The sequence below is a fragment of the Clostridium autoethanogenum DSM 10061 genome (assembly GCF_001484725.1).
GTDB classification, from domain to species: domain Bacteria; phylum Bacillota; class Clostridia; order Clostridiales; family Clostridiaceae; genus Clostridium_B; species Clostridium_B ljungdahlii.
The window spans coordinates 4,307,199-4,330,273 of sequence record NZ_CP012395.1; the positions used below are offsets into that span (position 1 = coordinate 4,307,199).

Genomic DNA, 23,075 nt, shown 5'->3' on the forward strand with positions numbered 1-23,075 from the left:
CGGAGCATATCAGCTCTAAAGTATTGCCTGTAACCTTTGATAATAAAAAAATGTACTGAGGAGGTCAAATTTATGGGACATTGTGAAGTAATAAAAGCTAAAGTAATATTTGCTGATGAAATATTTAATTTTGAAGATATGAGAACAGTTGACACTGGAATAGATTTAACTAACGCAACTTTTGATACTAATAATGCACGTATTAAAATTTGTGTGTTAGAATGTGGTGATTTTGAATGTGTGGAAGATCCTTGTGGAACTAAAAAGCATAAGTTAAAAGGGAAAATTACTTTTGCAATATGCGAAGATTTTAAAATAAATGTAGGATGTAAACAAAAACCTATGGAACATTTCTTTAGGGTAACCAAAGAGTTTACTTTCAATAAACCTTTTTGTGAAGATCTAAAAAATATAGATCCAAATTGCCCAGGACTAAGAATTGATAAAGATTCATTGGAATGTCAAATTGAAAAAATTAGCGGAACTAATATTATAGAAATAAAAGATAAAACGAAATTTACCCAAAATCTTAAAATTGAAGTAAAGATTATTGCTGAAATAGAAAGATTATTATGCGTTAGTCTTTGTCAAAACATCGGAAATATTCGTCTTGTTAGGGATTGTTAAAGATTGTTTTACAAGGACTGATACACTTATACTATAATGCTCAATTATTATGTTAAGTTTGGCGATAAATTAATAGTTGAAGTATAATTCGTGGCTGCCGCATTAGTATATTTTTTTACTAGTGTGACAGCCCTTTTTTACTTTAATTTAATCCTAAAATTGAACCAATAATAATTTCTTGTATCATACATATATTTTTGAAAAGTAGAATCAAAAATTTTTTTGTTAACAATAATGTAATAAAAAAGATGTTGATATAAAAAAGCATTAGTAGTAAAATATTTTACACATAAAGGTTCGCATACGAAAGATTTGAATAGAAAATATTATGGAAAGTTTAATTAAAAATGTAAGAGAGGTGAGTACATGGATGATAATAAAAGTATTGTAATAATGAGGGAAATGAAAACAATACTATGTTCTTTAAAAAAGAACATGAAAAATAGTTTTAATAATTTTAATCTTACTGCACCTCAAGGAATGCTTATTGAAATATTACGCAGATATGGTGAGATGAAAATAAGTGATTTAAGTAAAAAAATGGGACTATCAAACAGCACTGTGTCCGGGATTGTAGATAGACTAGAAAAGCAAGATTTAATAAAAAGAACTAGAAGTGATGAGGATAGGAGAGTAGTTTATGTAAATGTAACTGATAAATTTAAAAATGGATTCCAGGAAAATTTTAAAAAAGTTGAACAAGAATTTGAGGATATAATGAGTAAAGCTTCTCCTGAAGAAATTGATAGTATACTTAATGGACTCAATATATTAAAAAATTTATTTAGTAAGAAGGAGTAATTTAAAATAAAATTATAGTATTTATGTAAGGAGAATATACAATAATATGATTAAATTAATGAAGTATTTAAAACCTTTTGTAGGATTGATTGTTGCAGCTGTAATGCTTTTGTTCGTACAGGCTATGTGTGATCTTGCACTTCCAGATTATACATCTAATATTGTGAATAAAGGTATACAGCAAGGTGGTATTGTAAGTTCTGTACCTCAGGCAATAAGAGAAAGTCAAATGAAAAAGATAAAAATATTTATGAATAAAAGCGATTTAGAGGAAGTTTCTAAAAGTTATGTTCCTGTTGATAAATCAAATGCAGACTATACTAGGTATTTAAAGAAGTATCCAAATCTCAAAAATGAACCTATTTTTGTACTTAAGGATGTTGATAAAAATAAAATGAACAAATTAAGTTCTATAATGGGAAGATCCATAATAGATGCTTCAGGTGTTGAACAGATTAAGTCCAGTGCGAAAAATGGGATAATTTCATTTAATGGCATGAAAATACCGGCTAGTGCAGATTTATTTGATATGATTTCTAAAATGCCAGATAAGCAGCGTTTAAGAATAATTGAAGACATAAACAAGAAAGCATCTAGTTTGGATGATAATATGGTTATCCAATTGACTGCCTCTAAAATTAAAGCAGAATACAAGGCACTTGGAATGAATACGGATAAAATCCAAAGCAAATATATAATAAATGTTGGAGTAACTATGCTTTTTATATCACTTCTTGGAGGTGTGTGTACCGTTGCAGTTGGATTTTTAGCAGCAAGAACTGCAGCAGGACTTGCCAGAAATTTACGTAAAAATGTATTTGAAAAGGTTGAGAACTTTTCAAATGCGGAATTTGATAAATTTTCAACTGCATCTCTTATAACAAGGAGTACAAATGACATTACGCAAATACAAATGCTCATGGTTATTATGATAAGAATGGTATTTTATGCACCAATTATGGGAATTGGTGGTGTAATAAGAGCTATGGGAAAAAGTAAATCCATGTCATGGATTATTGCACTTGCAGTTATAGTGCTTTTAGGGTTGATACTTGTAGTATTTGCAGTAGCTTTTCCAAAGTTTAAAATTATACAAAAGCTAATAGATAAACTAAACCTTGTAACTCGTGAAAATCTTTCTGGAATGATGGTAATAAGGGCTTTTAATACACAAAAATTTGAAGAAGAGCGTTTTGACAAGGCAAATAAAGATGTGACAAAGACAAATTTGTTTGTAAATCGTGTGATGGTGTCCATGATGCCTGTAATGATGTTTGTAATGAATGGAATTACACTGCTCATAATATGGGTTGGTTCCCATGAAGTTGCAAATTCAAATATGCAGGTAGGAGACATGATGGCATTTATGCAATATGCAATGCAGATAATTATGGCATTTTTAATGCTTGCTATGATGTTTATTTTAATACCAAGAGCATCGGTTTCTGCAGGGCGTATTGAAGAAGTTTTAGAAACAGATATTTCAATCGTAGATCCAGAAGATAGGGCACATTTTCAAGACAATATACAGGGACTTGTTGAATTTAATAATGTATCTTTCAGATATCCTGGAGCAGGTGAAGATGCCTTAAAAAATGTAAGTTTTAAAGCCCTTCTTGGAAAAACAACGGCATTTATAGGTTCTACAGGTTCTGGAAAGACAACTCTTGTAAATTTGATTATGCGTTTTTATGATGCAACAAGTGGTGAAGTGCTTGTAGATGGAGTGAATGTAAAGAAAATAACTCAACATGAACTTCGGGATAAAATTGGATATGTACCACAGAAAGGGTACTTATTTAGTGGCACAATTGAATCCAACCTTAAATATGGAGATAAAAAAGTAGGTTATGATGGTATAAATCATGCTATAGAAGTTTCTCAGTCCGAAGGATTTATAAATGAAAAAACTAAGGGAATTAAAAGTGAAATTTCTGAGGGAGGCTCAAATGTATCTGGAGGTCAGAAACAGAGACTTTCTATTGCCCGTGCCCTTGTAAAGAAACCTGAAATTTATGTATTTGATGATAGTTTTTCTGCTCTTGATTTTAAAACGGATGCTGCTCTTAGAAAGGCACTTAGAAAAGAGACTACTTCAAGTACATTCCTTATTGTGGCACAGCGTATTTCTACAATTATGGATGCAGATCAAATAATAGTTCTTGATGATGGTAATGTAGTAGGAATAGGTACTCATGAGGAGCTTATGAAAAATTGTGAAACTTATAGGGAGATTGCTCTTTCACAGCTTTCAAAGGAGGAATTGGCATGAGTGATAAATATAAAATAAAAAGACAAAAAGTACATCAGCATGGACCTGGTGGTATGATACATGGTGGTGAAAAGGCAAATAACTTTAAAGGTACTATGAAAAAACTCATGTCATATATGAATGAATATAAATTAGCTGTTATTATAGTATTTATATTTGCAGCTGCAAGTTCTGTGTTTTCCATAGTAGGACCTAAGATATTGGGCAAGGCTACAACTAAGCTCTTTGAGGGAATTATGGGTAAAATTTCAGGATCAGGCTCTGGAATAGACTTTGATTATATAGCTAGGATATTAATAATACTTGCAGGATTATATGCATTAAGTACACTTTTTAGTTATATTCAAGGATGGCTTATGTCTGGGGTTTCCATGAAAGTAAGCTACAAGATGCGAAAGGAAATTTCAAAAAAAATAAACAAATTACCTCTTAAATATTTTGATGGAACAAATCAAGGGGAGGTACTATCTCGTGTTACCAATGATGTGGATACGGTAAGTCAGACTCTAAATCAGAGTTTGACTCAGATAATTACTTCCATTACTACTGTAGTAGGGGTACTTGTGATGATGCTGAGCATAAGCTTTACTATGACTTTAGTAGCACTTTGCATAATTCCACTATCTATGGGAATTATGATGTTCATAATCAAACAATCCCAGAAATATTTTAAAGAGCAGCAGGACTACTTGGGACACGTAAATGGGCACGTAGAGGAAATGTATGGTGGTCATATAGTTATGAGAGCTTTTAATGGTGAAGAAGATAGCATTGAAAAGTTTGATGGACTAAATAATACACTGTATAAATCTGCATGGAAATCACAGTTTTTATCAGGCATGATAATGCCAATCATGAATTTTGTCAGCAATCTTGGTTATGTAGGTGTATGCGTGCTTGGAGGATGGCTTGCCATAAAAAAGACTATTGAAGTTGGAGATATTCAAGCTTTCATACAGTACGTAAGATTCTTTACCCAACCAATTACTCAAATAGCAAATATATCAAACATACTTCAGCAGACTGCTGCTTCAGCAGAGCGTGTATTTGAATTTTTAGAAGAGGAAGAAGCAGTACCTGAGACTTGCAATCCTGTAAAACTTGAAAAGGTTGAAGGATATGTAGAATTTAAAAATGTTCGTTTTGGATATAATCCTGATAAAGTTGTTATAAATGATTTTTCAGCTAAAATAAAGCCAGGTGAAAAAGTTGCAATTGTAGGACCAACAGGTGCAGGAAAAACTACTATGGTGAAACTTTTAATGAGATTTTATGATATAAATAGTGGATCTATTTTAGTAGACGGACATGATATAAGAGATTTTAGGCGAAATGACTTGAGATCTATATTTGGTATGGTGCTCCAAGATACGTGGCTTTATAATGGAAGTATAATGGAAAATATAAGGTATGGGAGACTTAATGCTTCTGATGAAGAGGTCAAAATTGCAGCAAAGGCAGCTCATGTGGATAGCTTTGTGAGAACCTTGCCAGGTGGATACGATATGATTTTAAATGAAGAAGCCTCCAATGTATCTCAAGGACAAAAGCAGCTTTTAACAATTGCAAGGGCTATACTTGCAGATCCTAAAGTTCTTATTTTGGATGAGGCAACCAGTTCTGTAGATACTCGTACAGAAGTTAGAATAAAAAAGGCAATGGATAATCTTATGAGAGATCGTACTAGTTTCATTATTGCACACAGGTTGTCTACAGTGCGTGATGCAGATTTAATTCTTGTAATGAATAATGGTGATATTGTAGAACAGGGAAATCATGAAGAACTTTTGAAAAAGAAAGGATTTTACGCTAACCTTTATAATAGTCAGTTTGAAGATTCTCTGGCTGCTGAATAAACAGAGTAAGTTTGTTATAGGATAGATAGTTAAATACTATTTATCCTATATTTTTTTATGAAAGTATAAAATTTGCTTGACAAATAGAGACTACAAATGTAGTATGATATTAAAGACTACAAATGTAGTACAGAAGGAGGTGAAAAAATTGAACAAAATACCTAAAATATCGGATTCAGAATGGGAAGTGATGAAAGTTTTATGGAAAAAATCGCCCCTTACTTCCAGCGAAATTATTGAGATTTTAAAGGAGCATAGTTCTTGGAATCCCAAAACTATTCATACTCTTATTAGCAGACTGGTAACTAAAGATGCTATCAATGTAAAAAAAGATGAACCTTTTTATTTATATTCCCCTAATATATCCGAGAAAGAATGTAAAAAAGTGGAGACAAAATCTTTTATTAAAAAGGTTTATGACGGCTCAATCAATTTGTTGATTTCCAATTTTATAAAAGATGAAAAATTATCGAAGAAGGAAATAGAAGAATTAAAACAAATATTAGATGAAAAAAAGAAGTAGGGGGCAATTTTTATGCAGCTTTCTTATATATTTAAAATGGTTGTGTTATCGTCAGTTGTAGGTAGTATAGTTACAATTATAATTCTTGTATTAAAAAATTTATTAAAAAATAAACTTAATGCCTCTTGGCAATATTTTATATGGTTTTTGCTTATCATTAGGTTGATTATACCTACTGAATTCGATACCCCGCTAAGTAAGTTTAATGTATTTGCAAATGCCACTCAGAGAATTCAGACATCTCAAAGTATAGTTAGAAATACTAACTATGAAGAAAATAATATTAAGAGTGACAGCCAAATTCCAAAAGCTGGTTTAGAAAAAAACAATGACTTCAAAGAAACAAAAGTTAAGGATTTTAATTACTATTTTAACGTAGCAAGTGTAATATGGGCATTAGGTGTTATCCTAATTTTATCTATTATATTATCTATGAATGGAATATTCTTTTTAAAGGTAAGAAAGCAGTCTCATTGCGAAGATACAGATACAATTACAATTTTAAAAAAATCCAAAGCTATTATGAATATTTCTAGATCTATACCTATTATTTATGATAAATATGTAAAGACTCCTTCACTTTTTGGAGTTATTAATCCTAAGATTTTAATTGATTCGGATTTAGTGCAGAAACTTTCTCTTGAGGAAAAAAAGTGTATCTTTTTGCATGAACTTTCTCATTTTAAGAGAAAAGATATTTTTGTAAACTGGATAATATTGCTTTTAGAAACAATTAATTGGTTTAATCCTGTAATATGGTTTGCTTTTAGCAAGATGAGAGAAGATTCCGAATTAGCCTGTGATGCTCATGTATTGTCCTATTTAGAGGAAGAAGAGCAAAACAAATACGGTGAAACTATTATAAAACTTGCCCAATTTATTTCAGGTATTAAGTGGATTCCTGGAACTAGTGGAATAATTAAAAGAGGGTCAAATATAAAGAGGAGGGTAATTATGATAAAAAATTTTAAGAAACATCCGTTTAAATGGATAGGAGTACCTGTTTCAATTTTAGCTGCTGTGTGCATGATTGGTATAACTAATATACCTGCCCAAGCTATGGGACTAAAAACTAATGATGAAGTATTAAAACCAAAAGAGAGTAAAATAAATTATCCCAATATAGCTAAGGAAGTTTCAACTGGAAGTTCACAAACTACGACATCCAGTAATAAAAAAGAAACTAAAAGTGGATCATTAGAAACAGATCAAAGTAAAACAAATTATGTAAATATAGTAAAAAGTTTTTTGCCTAAAAATGCACAAATTGTAACTTGGGGTAATACCAAAGAAGAGGATAATGTTTTTTTAAAGGATCTGGATGGGGATGGCACGAATGAAATTATTACTTCATATAAGTTAAATGAAGAAAATGAAAAAATAAATGTAATGGCCTTAAAAAAAGTAGGGGGAAATTGGACTAAAGTTTTGGATGAACCTGTAGAAGGTTTTAAAATAGATTTTGTACAGACAGCAGATATAGATGGTGATGGAGAAGATGAAGTGCTTCTGGGCAGAAGAATTGGTGGAACTACAGGACAACTTTCCGTTTATAAGTGGAATAATAAGGCATTAGGTAAAATATCAAATGAAGATATATATTATTCTAAACTAGACATAGTAGATATCCCAGGAAAAAATATGAAGGCAATAGCTACATGGAACCATGATACTGGCAATGCCTATATGGTTGATGTATTAAAGTGGAATGGAAAAGCTTTTAAATCAGCAGAAGAACTCTATCCTAATTACTTTAAGCAGACAGTGGTTCCTTATTATGAGCAGAAAGTAAAAGAAATGCCAAAGGTAGGATTTTACTGGTATGATCTAGCAGATTCACAAATAAAAGCAGGAGATAAAAAATCAGCACTAAAATCCATAGAAGAAGGTTTGAATTTAAATACAGGTTATCCGTCCCAAGAAGAATTTAACAAGCTTAAAGAAAAAGCTTCTAAATAGATACTAAGTGAAAAGTTAATATATATTCGGGAATAAGAGGGTACATTTTCGAGTATATATTAACTTTTATTAAAAGTAAGTTTGAGCTTTAGGAGGATTCATAGTAGTAAATGGTAGAAAGTATAGACAGAGAAGAAAGATTAATAAAAAAACAAAAATTAAAAATTAATAAAAAGAAAGCAGTAAGGTCTATTTGTATATTAGTTTTATTTATATATGCTTTACATGTAATTTGGGTACATTTTTTAGTTAATAGATATAATAAGCTCATATATCCAGGAGTTAAAGTTGAAGGTATAAAATTAAGCGGAAAAACACAAGAAGAAGCGGTAAGTACTTTAAGGAATAAGTACATAAATGAGATATTAAAGAAGAATATAGTGATTAAAATTGACAATAAGATGTATACAATAAATTATTCAAAGTTAAATATAAGTTATAACCTAGAAGATACAATAAAAAATGCTTTTGACTATGGTAAAAGTGGAGATATGTCTTACAAATATAAGATCATAAGCAGTGGCAAAGAAAAAAATTTTTCTCTAGAATACAGTTATGATAAAAAAGAAATTCAAAAAACTATATCAAAAATTCAAGGTGAATGTGATAAAAAACCAGTAAATGCAAGTATGACTAAAGATAAAAACGATAAATTTCAAATTACTAAAGAAAAAGTAGGATATGAAGTTAATAAGGACAAGCTTCTTAGGGATATTGATAGGGAAATAGGAAATAGGGATATTAAGGATATTATAGTTGATGTTAAAATAAAAAAAGTTGAGCCTGCTATAAAAAAAGTAGATTTGCAGAAAATAGATACGAAAATATCCAGTTTTGCTACGGATTTTTCTTCTTCTACAGCAAACAGAGCTAATAACATACAGGTAGCTTCTAAAGCACTGAATGGAACTGTTGTTATGCCAAATGAAACCTTTAGCTTTAACAAAGTAGTAGGAGAGAGAACTTCAGAAAGAGGATATGAATCTGCACATGTTATTGTGGGCGATAAAGTAGAATCTGGATTAGGAGGAGGAGTATGTCAGGTATCGAGTACTCTTCATAATGCTGTAGTAGGAGCAGGCATAGTGCCTACAGAAAGAGATCACCACAATATGCCTGTGAGTTATGTAGGTATTGGAATGGATGCTACTGTGGATTATGGAAACATAGATTATAAATTTAAAAATACACTGGGATATCCTATATATATAGAATGTACAACTGATGATAAGAAACTTACATTTAATATTTATTCAAATTCTAAGTTGACTAAAAAGACCTATAAGCTTGTAAATAGTGTGAAAACAGTAAATAGATCTGGCAAGGCGGTATGTGAGGCAAAAGCTTATAAAGTTACTTATGAAGATGGAAAAGAGGTTTCAAGAGATGAGATAAACAGTGATTGTTATGTGAAATGAGACAGGTTGATATATTATTCTAAATATAGTAATATATAAGATATATTATAGAAAGGGCAAGGTATGTAATTAATGAAGATTAACTAATTCAGCGTTTTTTAAAATCAATTGAGATTTATTTTTAAGGCTTTTTATGTCTTTATTTTTGCTGGGTTAGTTTAAATGAAATAATAATTACTATAGACGTTTATGCTTTTTTGGCATAGCTATATACTTATGGATTCATTTATCTTTCCGGCGTTTGCAAAGGAGAGATTTTTTTGTATCTAGAATACTGGCCATTTAAAAAAATAGCCAGTATTAATTATATTTTACTCTATCCTATAATATTCAAAGCTTTAGTATTTGCAGTAACACTTGTGATATTAGTAGCACTAGTAAGTGTAAGCCGAATATCATAAGTGTGGGAACCTGCTGTAGGAGTTTGAGTCCATGTCAAATTAGGAATTTCTGTGTGTGATTCTAAATTTGAATTACCAACACCTGCATTACTAATTATTTCTGAAGCGATAGTAGCTCCATCCTCACGTAATTCATATAAAATTGAATAATTATAAAAAGCACCCATTGTAGTTACTATTATATTCAATTCTACCATAGAATCCAATTTTAATTCCTGTCCAGTCGTAGATATTGTCTGAGAAAGAAGTACGGTTGGGGCAGCAGTGACTGCGTTAGCTGCACTATTTTCTAAAGAAGACAATATAGTTGCTCCGGTTGGGCCTGTTGGTCCCGTTACTCCAGTTGCACCTGTTACTCCAGTTGGTCCAGTTGGGCCAGTTGGACCAGTCTCTCCAGTTGGACCCGTTACTCCAGTTGGTCCGGTTGCACCTGTTACTCCAGTTGGGCCGGTTACTCCAGTTGGACCGGTTACTCCAGTTGCGCCAGTCTCTCCGGTTGGACCGGTTACTCCAGTTGGACCCGTTACTCCAGTTGCGCCAGTCTCTCCAGTTGGACCGGTTACTCCGGTTGCACCTGTTACTCCAGTTGGACCGGTTACTCCAGTTGGACCCGTTACTCCAGTTGCGCCAGTCTCTCCGGTTGGACCCGTTACTCCAGTTGGACCGGTTACTCCAGTTGCGCCAGTCTCTCCGGTTGGACCGGTTACTCCGGTTGGACCAGTCTCTCCAGTTGGACCCGTTACTCCGGTTGCACCGGTTACTCCAGTTGGACCGGTTACTCCAGTTGGGCCGGTTACTCCAGTTGGACCGGTTACTCCAGTTGCGCCAGTCTCTCCGGTTGGACCGGTTACTCCAGTTGCGCCAGTCTCTCCGGTTGGACCCGTTACTCCAGTTGGACCGGTTACTCCAGTTGCGCCAGTCTCTCCGGTTGGACCGGTTACTCCGGTTGGACCAGTCTCTCCAGTTGGACCCGTTACTCCGGTTGCACCGGTTACTCCAGTTGGACCGGTTACTCCAGCTGGGCCGGTTACTCCAGTTGGACCGGTTACTCCAGTTGCGCCAGTCTCTCCGGTTGGACCGGTTACTCCAGTTGCGCCAGTCTCTCCGGTTGGACCCGTTACTCCGGTTGCGCCAGTTACTCCAGTTGGACCGGTTACTCCAGTTGGACCCGTTACTCCGGTTGGACCTGTCTCACCTGTTGGACCGGTTGGGCCTGTTACTCCAGTTGGGCCAGTTTCTCCGGTTACTCCAGTTGGACCCGTTACTCCAGTTGGACCCGTTACTCCAGTTGGGCCAGTCTCTCCGGTTGGACCCGTTACTCCAGTTGGACCAGTCTCTCCAGTTGGACCCGTTACTCCGGTTGCACCGGTTACTCCAGTTGGACCGGTTACTCCAGTTGGGCCGGTTACTCCAGTTGGACCGGTTACTCCAGTTGGGCCAGTCTCTCCGGTTGGACCCGTTACTCCGGTTGGGCCAGTCTCTCCAGTTGGACCCGTTACTCCGGTTGCACCTGTTACTCCAGTTGGGCCAGTCTCTCCGGTTGGACCGGTTACTCCAGTTGGGCCGGTTACTCCAGTTGGACCCGTTACTCCAGTTGGGCCAGTCTCTCCGGTTGGACCCGTTACTCCGGTTGGACCAGTCTCTCCAGTTGGACCGGTTACTCCTGTTGCACCTGTTACTCCAGTTGGACCCGTTGCGCCAGTTGGTCCCGTTACTCCGGTAGGGCCTGTCTCACCTGTTGGACCGGTTGGGCCTGTTACTCCAGTTGCTCCTGTAGGAACTACTTCAGTATATTCTATATTTAAGAATGGAATTTGATTTAAAACAACCCACTCTTTTGAAAAATAGCCTATTATAGAATCAATAACATTTTCTATTCCAGTTAAAGTAATTCCATTATTCGGGATTAAACCATTAACCCACCCAGCTACTATTTGAGTTATATCAATGCTTACAAAATTACCAACATCAGCATCTGTTATATTTACAAAGTATGATGTTGGATTTATTGCGGGTGCATTATTCCACGTAACCGTATTTTCAGAAAAGTCACTTGCGTTCGTAAATACACTAACAGTTTGTGGTGACAATACTGCATCTGGTAAATCTTTTCTGAAAACAAATAATTCTAACGAAGCTTGTAATACATTACTTACTAAAGGAATAGCAGATAAGTCAAATTTTAATAAACTTCTAAATATATCATTTGGTTGAACAAATCTCCCTGTAAATAAAAGACTTGACGTTCCAAAATTTGTATTAGGATTCAGCATAGATATATATGCATCATCACTAGGATTAACTTGTATAAATGTCATAAATTCGTCTCCTCCTCTTATTCTCTTTTGTCATTATGCTGTTTTATAATTATGCTATTACAATATATGTTTCTGTACTAAAATAGGATACAAAAAAGCATTAAGTTTATAAGATTTATAATTATTACCTAAAAAATTATATGCAAAAAGTCTCAAATTTGGTATGCTTATATTGCCTAAAAACAAATAAACAAATTTGAAACTTTCTACAATGAATAGTTTATATGAAAAAGAATTATAGAAATCGTTATCCAGGGACGTACCCACTCTTTACCCCACTTGAAGAAGTTTGAGTATTAGTGTGGTTAGTTATCGGATAAAAAACAAAAAGAAAGAAACCCCTGTAAGAACTCTCTCAAACATAGTAGAAGATGTATGTCTTATACTTAAAAATTGGTCTTCTCATGCTGATGAACTGCTTGCAGTATGTACCAGTTGCACTAACGATAAAATACTTTCCATTGGTGCCCATTACGATTTTATTTCCAGATTGGGGCTATCTGATTTATCATCTGATAGAAATAAACTCAAATTTGTACGCTCTTATAAGAAAAAGCCATCCAAAATAAAAACTCCTGGCAAGAATAACAAATTTCCTAATAAAAAGCTTGGTTCTGTAAAAAGAATATGCAACTTTTTTGAAAATAATCATTCATTCTCTCTTAGAGCTAAAAAATTACTTCAAAAAATTTTCTCTCTTGTTGCTGTTAAACCCTCATTTAACTTAAACTTAATCCAACAAAAAAATCTTACAGTTGCTGGTGATGGTACCTGTGTTCACTATTATTCTTCTTACTATGGTCATAAAAAATAGAAAGGGTGTTCCATATGCATAGGTAACCATGAAATGGTTTATGATGATTTTGAAAAAGCCGTTAGCGCCTTAAATGGCTTTGCCCTATAGCTTGTGTGAAAATTGAAAGTTGCTCTTGCTCTAAACATTGTTCGCCTTTACCATATGATAAGGTAATCCACACTAAACCTGTATTGGAGTTACGATTATTTACAAAAATACCGCGCGTCTCAAAACAGTGGAAAAAAATTTATAAAACTAGAACTTGTTCAGAACATATAAATAATCGTATCCTTAACGACTATAGAATTCATTCTTTAAAAATATGCGGAAAAAAGCTATTGCATTCGCTATACTAATATATGCAAATTTAAAATAAACTTTCTCAATTGAGATTTAAAAGATGTTTTTTTCATTTCCTGATGCAAATGGAATAATGGAGCTATTGCCAATAAGTTCAACAACTCCTTGAATTCCTTATGCACCATTAGTACAAGTTTACAGCACATTCATGATATTTGCATTTATATATAGGGTAAATTGCTAGTTCTACTGTATCCAAATCATAATATTAGCTATATCTTCATCCCGATTAAAGTTATTACATTATTTTCTTAATAATAATCTGAAACAATATAAGCCGCCTAATAATTTAGAATATACAGCATTAGGATATATTTTATAATCAACTGAATCTACAAATTCAAATCCTGCAGTTTTTAAATTGTTAACTAATAAATTTAAATCCGCAGTTGGATAATCAACAGTTAATACAAGTAAGCCATCTTTTTTTAATACTCTGTAAAACTCCTTAATAGCTTCTCCTTTATCTACATTTGAAAGATGCTCAAGTACTGAAATACAATAAACTTTATCAAATTTATTATCCTCATAGGGAAGACTTGTCAAACTGCTATTTGAAAAGTTTATTTTATCTATATATTTTGAAGCCTCTTTAACATCTTCTTCATCAAAATATTGACTAACCCTTGATAAAGTTCTATTTTTATCTAAAATGTCAGTATCAATATCACATGCATATACATTTTTACATATGCTGGCTAAATAAAATTTGAAAGGGTGAGGAGCACCACAAGCTGCATCTAAACAGGTATCATTTTTTTCTAAAAAGTTTGATGCCCAGGCATATTCATAACATCTGCTCCACCAGTCACTAGGAATTTTTAATAAGCATTTTGTCTTTTTCTCATCTGTAGTAACTATAAATCTTGAAGATTTTTTGTCTATAGGAATTTTTGTTTTAGAGCTGTTTTTTTCAATATACATATTATACTTCTTATATATATCTGGATTTATTATAGATTTACGATATTCATCTATGAAAAAATCATTGTTTGGATAAATTCTACTTAATTCTTTTAATCCATATGCTCCATACTGTGATTTTAATCCTAAATAATTTTTATTAAAGGATTCGGATACATTTTGGAGTTTAAATCTTTGAAATAATGTCTTGTGGTAAACATAGGATTTATGACAAATTTTAGGCGCCCATTTTTTATTGGTACCCATATAATAATTATATCCTAATAAAATACTATCATCTTCATAACCTTGGGTACCTGTTAAAAAACCAACGTCATATGGACATATTTCTTTTAATACGCTTAATTTATGAATAACAGGATGCACAAATCCATTAGTAATTTTATTTTCTCCCATTGTAGACAAATATTTAATTTTATCTTCTAGAGTAGTATTTTTATTTGGAAAAGCGCTATCTGAAAAATTAGTTATTATTGCAGGAGATATCATTGGTTCTTCAGATGAATTCAAATATTGTATTAATGGTTCTTGCCAATTAGGAGGAAAAATCATATCAATATGAGCTTCTATAACATAATTAATATTAGAATAATTTTCTATAATATATCTAAGTCCTATATATCTGGATAATGTAATTCCTACATTTTCACCAATACCAATTATTTTATAGTTAAAATTGAATTTCTTCAAAATTTCTTCCAGCTCTTTATTGGACAAGCATCCCTGATTAAAAATCAACATATTAACATCTTTAGAATAGGATAAACTTTTCAAACATTGGGATGCCATAGTTATTTCTTCACCATAATTTTCTTTATTTATTAAAAACGGTAGCATATAAATATTCATTACAATCGACCCCTTATCTATATAAATTCTAACTACATTATATGAAGTTGTAATAATTTTAGTTAAGTTTTATATACAATTAACTTTTAATCATAAATTATTTATCAATAAATCTATAGTATTGAATCATATCGACTTTTATTTATAGGCAAAATTGAAGTTTATGAATAATATATAAATGAAAATAATTTAGTAAGTAATGACCCTATAAATTTATAGTGAAATTATATAGGAGGAAATTTAATGGATAAAAATAGACAGATTCTAATTGGAAGTCCTATAAGACAATCATGTGATATATTAGTTAATTTTATAAGCTTTTTAAAAAATATAGTAAAGAAAAACCTTTCAATAAACTACTTTTTTATAGATGATAATGATGATGTTAATTCAAGTAATTTGCTAAAAAATTTCTCTTTGGAATCAAATGACAAAGTTATAATTGAAAAAGGAGATAAAATAGACAATTATATTCGTACTGACAATATGCACTATTGGAAAGAAAATTTAATTTGGAAAATTGCAGAATATAAAAATAGAATTATAGATTATACTAAAAAAAATCATTATGATTATTTATTTTTAATAGATTCAGATATAATGGTGCATCCCAAAACATTATTAAGTTTAATCAATAGTAATAAAGATATAATATCTGAAATATTTTGGACTAGGTGGCAAAAAGATTCCGGTGAATTACCACAAGTTTGGGTGTGTGACGAATACTCTTTTGTTAATAAAGAACGAAATGAAATATTATCTCAAGATGAATTTAATAAAAAATATACAGACTTTATAGAAAAACTAAAAAAGCCAGGTGTATACGAAGTAGGTGGTTTAGGCGCCTGTACTTTGATAAGCAAAGAAGCTATTGAGAAGGGAGTTAACTTTAACAAAATCTATAATTTATCATTTTGGGGAGAAGATAGACATTTTTGCATAAGAGCAGCAGCTTTAGGTCTAAAATTATATGTTGACACCACTTATCCAGCCTATCATATATATAGAAAAGATAATTTAGAAAAAATCGAAGAATTTAAAAATAAATGTATATGTGATATTAACAAATCTTTGTATATAGATAATTTTACAAGAAATTTTTTAAAAAATTTTTATTCATATGATTATAACAATATTAATAAATTTGATGTAAATAAATATTTATGTTCTGCCTATGCAGATAAATTTAATAAGGACAAAAATAATATTATAAAGTATATATTAGAGAAAAAGCTTATTTGTAATATAAATATACTCGATATTAATACTGATAAAATCAATATTAACGAAAACAAAATAAATATAATATGTAAATTTCAATTAGAAAATAAAAGTATCACAGAAGATTCTACAAAAATTTTTATTTGCAATTTACAATTAAATAATCAAACTATGCTAATAGAAAATATAAATTTTACAAATAACGATAACAAACCTCTCTTTGGATACAATATTTTAGATTTATTAGAGGAACGGATAAGAATAAATAAAGATAAAAAAAATAAGATAACACTTGCCATGCTTATAAGAAATGAAAGTGGAAAATTTTTAGAAAGAGTTTTAACACATGCAGCTAAATATGTAGATAATGTTGTAATTTTAGATGATGCTAGTGAAGACAATTCGGTTGAAATATGTAAAAAAGTATTTGAAAATATGGCTCTAACGTTGGTGCAAAATAAAAAACATGGATTTAATAATGAAGTCATTTTAAGAAAACAATTGTGGGAAATAACAGCAAGTACAAATCCAGACTGGATATTATTTTTAGATGCTGATGAAATTTTTGAAGATAGAATATGTAAAGTTATTAGAGAATTAATTAATCAACCAAATTTTGATTATTATGCTTTTAGGCTATACGATATGTGGGATGAGAATCATTATAGAGAAGATTTTTATTGGAAATCACATAAGTATTATAGACCGTTTTTAATAAGATATCAGCCTAATTTTAATTATAATTGGCAGGAAAAACCTCTTCATTGTGGAAGGATTCCTGAAAATATATTTAGCTTGCCTGGATGTATATGTTATGTAAAATTAAAGCATTTGGGTTGGTCAACCAAAGAATTAAGGCAATCTAAATATATTAGATATCTAAAAGCAGATCCTGAAGGCAAGTATGGAATTTTAGAACAATATAAATCTATCCTAGATGAAAATCCAAGATTAATAAAGTGGGAATAGCTTCTATAGTTTTGTTTATACAATAATAAAGCAGTTTTCTATGGTATTTTGATTTATCATAGAAAACTATACTTACAGACTTTTTTCACCGTGGTTTATTTTTTAAATATACCAATTTAGAGAAAAAAGTAAATTATCATTTTAATCCTATACTTTTAAAATACTTTCTATTATAAAGTATTTTTTTATTATTAGGTATAAATTTACTAGCCATTTCATTGTGATCATAAGCCAATTTATGATTACCTATTCTGTCATAGCAAACACATAATTGTAAATGCGGAATCCATGTCCAACAGGCATCATTAAAAAACCCTAAACTATCTTTTGGTTTTTTTAGGTTTGCAGCTGTTTCATACCAAAATATTGCTTGATTAATCTTGTTTTCTTGTAAAAATGAAAATCCAAGTCTACAACATATTTCGGCTCTTGGAGCATCATATTCAAAGCTTTTAAATGCATATTTACGAGCTTCCTCACCATTATTAATTGATTGATAATAATCACATATATTTCCACAAACATAAATGTTATCCTCATACCATCCTTTTTTTGAATCTAAAAAACTATTATAATATTTTAAAGCTTCTTCAAATATTTCATGTTCGTATAATTCATTTCCATAGTATAATATATCTCTAGGAGTAAACTCTACACCTTCTTTTAATTTATTTCGAAAAATCTCAAGATTACGGTTAGGAGAATAGTTTATTTTCTTATGAGTTATGCTAATTTCGCTATTAATTATATTTCCATACACTTCTAAATATTCATGGACAAATCCAATCCATTTAAAATTTTTTTCCCTTTTGACTAATCTATTACGTCGATAGCTTGTAGTTATATTCCCATATTCATCAAAGCCTATATTGTATTTCATTGTTACAGAGTCTATGGAGGTATCTAAATTTTTCTTTAAGAATTTAAACTTTTTTATATCTTCAGGAAGTAGTATATCATCGGCATCTAACCAGAAAATATAATCTTTAGTTGCTTTACTAAATGCAAAATTTCTTGCAGCTGAAAAATCATCAATCCATTTAAAATCATAAATATTATTAGTATATTTTTTTATCATATTTTTAGTATTATCAGAAGATCCTGTATCTACTATTACGAATTCATCTACTACCTCTTTTACAGAATCCAGACATCTTCCTATAGTATCTTCCTCATTTTTTACTATCATACATAAACTTACAGTTATCATATAATCACTTCCTCAAAATTTAGTACGCTATATAATATGAAAACAAAAAAAAGATGATACAAGCTTTATGTCATTAATCAGCACCCGTTTTACGGGTGGTGCTGATTTAAAAATACGAAGAGGAGATAAAATTGGCATTGTAGGAGAAAACGGTGCAGGTAAAACTACACTTTTGAATATCTTATCAGGAGAGACAGATGCAGATACAGGTGTTATTAGAAGGTATTGTTCTACAGCGTATATAAAACAATTTTCAGATGAAAATGTGAATACGCAAGGTAAGCTTTTTAAAGAATTTGGGTACATTTTTTAGTTAATAGATATGTTGTTATGCCAAATGAAACCTTTAGCTTTAACAAAGTAGTAGGAGAGAGAACTTCAGAAAGAGGATATGAAGCTGTACATGTTATTGTAGGTGATAAAGTGGAATCTGGATTAGGAGGAGGAGTGTGTCAGGTATCAAGTACCCCTCATAATGCTGTAGTAGGAGCAGGTATAGTGCCTACAGAAAGAGATCACCACAATATGACCGTGAGTTATGTAGGTATTGGAATGGATGCTACTGTGGATTATGGAAACATAGATTATAAATTTAAAAATACACTGGGGTATCCCATATATATAGAATGTACAACTGATGATAAGAAACTTACATTTAATATTTATTCAAATTCTAAGTTGACTAAAAAGACCTATAAGCTTGTAAATAGTGTGAAAACAGTAAATAGATCTGGCAAGGCGGTATGTGAGGCAAAAGCTTATAAAGTTACTTATGAAGATGGAAAAGAGGTTTCAAGAGATGAGATAAACAGTGATTGTTATGTGAAATGAGACAGGTTGATATATTATTCTAAATATAGTAATATATAAGATATATTATAGAAAGGGCAAGGTATGTAATTAATGAAGATTAACTAATTCAGCGTTTTTTAAAATCAATTGAGATTTATTTTTAAGGCTTTTTATGTCTTTATTTTTGCTGGGTTAGTTTAAATGAAATAATAATTACTATAGACGTTTATGCTTTTTTGGCATAGCTATATACTTATGGATTCATTTATCTTTCCAGCGTTTGCAAAGGAGAGATTTTTTTTATGCTTATTTTAGAAGCTGTGAATTTGAAAAAATATTATGGAGATAGATTAATCATATCTACTAATGATTTAAAAATACGAAGAGGAGATAAAATTGGTATTGTAGGAGAAAACGGTGCAGGTAAAACTACACTTTTGAATATCTTATCAGGAGAGACAGATGCAGATACAGGTGTTATTAGAAGGTATTGTTCTACAGCGTATATAAAACAATTTTCAGATGAAAATGTGAATACGCAAGGTAAGCTTTTTAAAGAATTTGGAGTCAATGATAAGATTGATTGTCAGAAGGCAAGTGGAGGTGAACGAGCTAAGCTTAGTATTGCAGCTGAGTTAAGTAAAAACAGTTCCTTGCTTTTAGCAGATGAACCTACATCCAATTTAGATTATAAAAGCATTAAAGTACTGAAAGAAAAGTTCAGTAAGGTAGAAACTATTGTGTTAATAAGCCATGATAGAGATTTTATGGATACCCTATGTAATAAAATTATTGAAATAAGAAATGGCAAACTTTTCTTTTACGAAGGAAACTATTCTTTTTACAAAAAGCAAAAAGATTTAAAAATAAAAAAACAGAAGATGGAATATGAAGAATATATAGAGGAGAAAGTAAGGCTTGAAAAAACAACAAGAGATGTACAGAGTAAATCAAAATCCATGAAAAAAACTCCAAAGAGAATGGGGAATTCTGAAGCAAGACTTCACAAACGTGCAGTCAATGAAAGAAAGAAAAAATTGGATAGTGCAGTAAAGGGCATAAAGTCACGTATTGAAAAGCTGCAAGTTAAGGAAAAACCCGATAAAATTTTAAAAGTAAAAATTGATTTTTCTTTGACCAATCCTCCACAAAATAAAATTATTATGGTTAGTTCTAATTTTTGTTTTAAATATAATAAAAATGAGATTTTTCGTAATGCTAAATTTAAGGTTTACAATGGAATGAAGACAGCAGTTGTAGGAGATAATGGCTCTGGAAAAACTACACTATTAAATCTTATAAATATGCAGGATGAGCAAATTTATACTGTTCCAAAAGCGGTTATTGGATATTTTCATCAGAACTTTGAAGATCTTGATTTTGATAAAACTGTACTCCAAAATGTTATGGTTAGTAGCATTCAAAGTGAAAGCTGTGTTCGAACAATTTTGGCAAGATTATTGATTTTTGGTGATGCAGTGAGTAAAAAAGTTGGAGTTTTAAGCGGCGGAGAGAAAATAAAGGTTTCTTTTGCAAAGCTTTTTGCATCAAAGGCTAATGTATTGCTTCTTGATGAGCCTACAAACTATCTTGATATGCAGTCTATTGTGGCACTGGAAGATTTCCTAAAAGTTTATGAAGGAACTGTACTTTTTGTATCTCATGATAGAGCTTTTATAAATTCTGTAGCAGATAGACTGTTTATACTTGAAAATGAAAAAATAACGGAATTTGAAGGAAATTTGGAACAATTTGAAAAAAGTAAAAACGTACCAAAAAATCAAGAAAATATATATATAGAAAAATCAATTTTGCAGATGAAGCTTACTGAAATTGTTTCTAGAATGTCCTTAAAAGATTGTGATAAAGAAGCATTGGATAAAGAATATCAATGTATTGCGAAGCAATTAAATAAGATGTAAGGTTGATGGGGAGTATTAGAGAAGGTAGTCATCGGATAAGGGATAGAGGAATATATTGACATAAGTTTTATACTGCTGTATTATGACTTTAATAATATGTGTAATATGTTACTTTCATTTCATATTAGTATTATAGAGGGTGGATATTATGAATTTTAATGCCTTATACAATCCTTTTAGCTCAGCAAGAAGCACAGCCTATGGGAGAAGAGGAATGGTGGCTACATCTCAACCTTTTGCAGCAGAAGCTGGATTTGAAATTCTAAAAAAGGGTGGCAATGCAGTAGATGCTGCTATTGCAACAGCTGCCTGCTTGACTGTATGTGAGCCAACATCAAATGGAATTGGTGGTGATGCTTTTGCTACAGTATGGTTTAATGGTAAATTGCATGGATTAAATTCAAGTGGACCATCGCCAAAAGGAATTTCTATACCGATTTTGAAAAAAGCAGGATATAATCAAATACCACAGTTTGGATGGGAACCTGTTAATGTTCCAGGGATTCCTGCAGCATGGGCATCACTTTCGGAAAAATTTGGAAAACTGCCTTTTGAAAAGCTGTTAGAGCCTGCTGTAAGGTATGCAGAGGAAGGTTTCCCTGTAACCCCAACAGTAGGAAAATTTTGGAGAAGAGCTTATGAGTTATACAAAAGAAACTTAACTGATGAAAAATTTAAATACTGGTTTGATACTTTTGCACCAGAGGGAAGGGCTCCAAGAATAGGGGAAATGTTTACCTTAAAGGATCATGCAAAAACATTAAAAATTATAGCTGAGACTAAAAGTGAAGCATTTTATAGAGGAGAACTGGCTGAAAAAATAGATGATTTTTCAAAGAAAACTGGTGGATATATAAGAAAAGAGGATTTAGAAAAATACCATGCTGAATGGGTAAAACCTATAAGTATTAATTACAGAGGTTATGATGTGTGTGAGATTCCTCCAAATGGACAGGGTATCACCGCACTCATAGCTCTTAATATATTAAAGGGTTTTGAATTCAATGAAAAAAATTCTGTAGATACTTATCACAAGCAAATGGAAGCAGTGAAATTGGCTTTTGAAGATACTTTAAGGTATGTAACAGATAGAAATAAAATGACAATTAAAATAGAGGACTTGCTGTCTGATGCTTATGCTGATGAAAAAAGGAAGAGAATAAAAGAAACTGCTTTTAAGCCTGAATTTAGTAAAAATCCGAAAGGTGGAACTGTTTATCTTGCTACTGCTGATGGATATGGGAATATGGTATCATACATACAGAGTAATTATATGGACTTTGGTTCAGGACTAGTGATACCTGGAACAGGTATTGCTCTGCATAACAGAGGAAAAAATTTCTCCTTTGATCCAAATCATGCCAATGCACTGGAACCTGAAAAAAAGCCATATCACACAATAATTCCTGGATTTTTAATGAAAAATGGCAAAGCTGTAGGACCTTTTGGAATTATGGGAGCCTTTATGCAGCCTCAAGCCCATGTACAAGTATTGATGAACTGTATTGATTTTAATTTAAATCCACAAGCAGCACTGGATGCTCCAAGGTGGATGTGGAATGAGGAAAAAAATATTAGTATTGAGCATGCTTTCCCTCAGTATTTGGCAAAAGCTTTGTACGATAAAGGGCACAAAATAAGTTATGCTATTGATGAGACTGATTTTGGAAGAGGTCAGATAATTTGGAGAGATGAAAATGGAGTTTTATCAGGAGGAACTGATTGGAGGACTGATGGAACTATATATTCATGGTAAAATTATATTTATTATATTAATAAGATATGCTATAATTTTAAAGAGTTGGTATTTCATAAGGAAACCAAACTCTAATCTATGTTTAATCCTTTATCAATTTA

At 31.6% G+C, this 23,075-nt stretch carries 16 protein-coding genes; 13 read left to right on the forward strand and 3 right to left on the reverse strand.

All coding sequences use genetic code 11. From position 1 onward, the window contains the following. The first annotated feature begins 72 nt into the window (after positions 1 to 72). From CLAU_RS19645 to CLAU_RS19675, 7 genes are all read left to right on the forward strand, one after another. The gene (locus CLAU_RS19645; RefSeq protein WP_023163527.1) at positions 73 to 627 is read left to right on the forward strand and encodes a hypothetical protein; all 555 of its coding nucleotides are present in this window, start codon (positions 73 to 75) and stop codon (positions 625 to 627) included. A 366-nt stretch (positions 628 to 993) separates the two neighbouring features. After that, positions 994 to 1,428, forward strand: coding sequence for a MarR family winged helix-turn-helix transcriptional regulator (locus CLAU_RS19650; protein WP_023163528.1), 435 nt, complete (start codon positions 994 to 996; stop codon positions 1,426 to 1,428). Between the two features lie 46 nt (positions 1,429 to 1,474). Beyond that, positions 1,475 to 3,700: an ABC transporter ATP-binding protein gene (locus tag CLAU_RS19655; protein ID WP_023163529.1), complete on the forward strand. Its 2,226-nt coding sequence runs from the start codon at positions 1,475 to 1,477 to the stop codon at positions 3,698 to 3,700. Then, positions 3,697 to 5,556: an ABC transporter ATP-binding protein gene (locus CLAU_RS19660; protein WP_013238545.1), complete on the forward strand. Its 1,860-nt coding sequence runs from the start codon at positions 3,697 to 3,699 to the stop codon at positions 5,554 to 5,556. The genes CLAU_RS19655 and CLAU_RS19660 overlap by 4 nt, the downstream gene beginning before the upstream one ends. Before the next feature lie 148 nt (positions 5,557 to 5,704). Beyond that, positions 5,705 to 6,079: a BlaI/MecI/CopY family transcriptional regulator gene (locus CLAU_RS19665; RefSeq protein ID WP_029169919.1), complete on the forward strand. Its 375-nt coding sequence runs from the start codon at positions 5,705 to 5,707 to the stop codon at positions 6,077 to 6,079. A 12-nt stretch (positions 6,080 to 6,091) separates the two neighbouring features. Further along, positions 6,092 to 8,038, forward strand: a complete 1,947-nt coding sequence (locus CLAU_RS20175; protein ID WP_013238547.1) for a M56 family metallopeptidase — start codon at positions 6,092 to 6,094, stop codon at positions 8,036 to 8,038. A 110-nt stretch (positions 8,039 to 8,148) separates the two neighbouring features. After that, positions 8,149 to 9,456: a VanW family protein gene (locus tag CLAU_RS19675; protein WP_013238548.1), complete on the forward strand. Its 1,308-nt coding sequence runs from the start codon at positions 8,149 to 8,151 to the stop codon at positions 9,454 to 9,456. Positions 9,457 to 9,772: 316 nt separating this feature from the next. On the opposite strand, the gene CLAU_RS19680 is transcribed toward CLAU_RS19675, so the two are convergent. Then, on the reverse strand, positions 9,773 to 12,175 hold the full coding sequence (locus CLAU_RS19680; protein WP_058893786.1) for a DNRLRE domain-containing protein: 2,403 nt from the start codon (positions 12,173 to 12,175) through the stop codon (positions 9,773 to 9,775). 289 nt (positions 12,176 to 12,464) lie between these two features. Between CLAU_RS19680 and CLAU_RS19685 the strand changes: the two genes are divergently transcribed. After that, complete coding sequence (locus CLAU_RS19685; protein WP_013238550.1) at positions 12,465 to 12,989, forward strand: hypothetical protein; 525 nt, start codon at positions 12,465 to 12,467, stop codon at positions 12,987 to 12,989. Between the two features lie 585 nt (positions 12,990 to 13,574). Here the strand turns inward: CLAU_RS19685 and CLAU_RS19690 are convergent. Beyond that, on the reverse strand, positions 13,575 to 15,104 hold the full coding sequence (locus CLAU_RS19690; RefSeq protein WP_023163533.1) for a class I SAM-dependent methyltransferase: 1,530 nt from the start codon (positions 15,102 to 15,104) through the stop codon (positions 13,575 to 13,577). A 243-nt stretch (positions 15,105 to 15,347) separates the two neighbouring features. On the opposite strand from CLAU_RS19690, the gene CLAU_RS21285 reads away from it, so the two are divergent. Then, complete coding sequence (locus CLAU_RS21285) at positions 15,348 to 17,294, forward strand: glycosyltransferase family 2 protein (protein WP_013238552.1); 1,947 nt, start codon at positions 15,348 to 15,350, stop codon at positions 17,292 to 17,294. A 136-nt stretch (positions 17,295 to 17,430) separates the two neighbouring features. Here CLAU_RS21285 and CLAU_RS19700 read toward each other — a convergent pair whose 3' ends face one another. Then, a complete protein-coding gene (locus CLAU_RS19700) occupies positions 17,431 to 18,504 on the reverse strand; it encodes a glycosyltransferase family 2 protein (protein ID WP_013238553.1) in 1,074 nt (357 codons plus the stop codon). A 67-nt stretch (positions 18,505 to 18,571) separates the two neighbouring features. Between CLAU_RS19700 and CLAU_RS21485 the strand changes: the two genes are divergently transcribed. From CLAU_RS21485 to ggt, 4 genes are all read left to right on the forward strand, one after another. After that, positions 18,572 to 18,817 carry an ATP-binding cassette domain-containing protein gene (locus CLAU_RS21485; protein ID WP_013238554.1) on the forward strand — a complete coding sequence of 82 codons (246 nt, stop codon included), beginning with the start codon at positions 18,572 to 18,574 and terminating at the stop codon, positions 18,815 to 18,817. Beyond that, a complete protein-coding gene (locus tag CLAU_RS19710; RefSeq protein ID WP_275935562.1) occupies positions 18,799 to 19,335 on the forward strand; it encodes a VanW family protein in 537 nt (178 codons plus the stop codon). Before CLAU_RS21485 ends, CLAU_RS19710 begins: the two co-directional genes overlap by 19 nt. Before the next feature lie 263 nt (positions 19,336 to 19,598). Continuing rightward, positions 19,599 to 21,218, forward strand: a complete 1,620-nt coding sequence (gene abc-f, locus CLAU_RS19715) for a ribosomal protection-like ABC-F family protein (RefSeq protein ID WP_013238556.1) — start codon at positions 19,599 to 19,601, stop codon at positions 21,216 to 21,218. A 148-nt stretch (positions 21,219 to 21,366) separates the two neighbouring features. Beyond that, complete coding sequence (gene ggt / locus CLAU_RS19720; RefSeq protein ID WP_013238557.1) at positions 21,367 to 22,974, forward strand: gamma-glutamyltransferase; 1,608 nt, start codon at positions 21,367 to 21,369, stop codon at positions 22,972 to 22,974. The last annotated feature ends 101 nt before the right edge of the window (positions 22,975 to 23,075 follow it).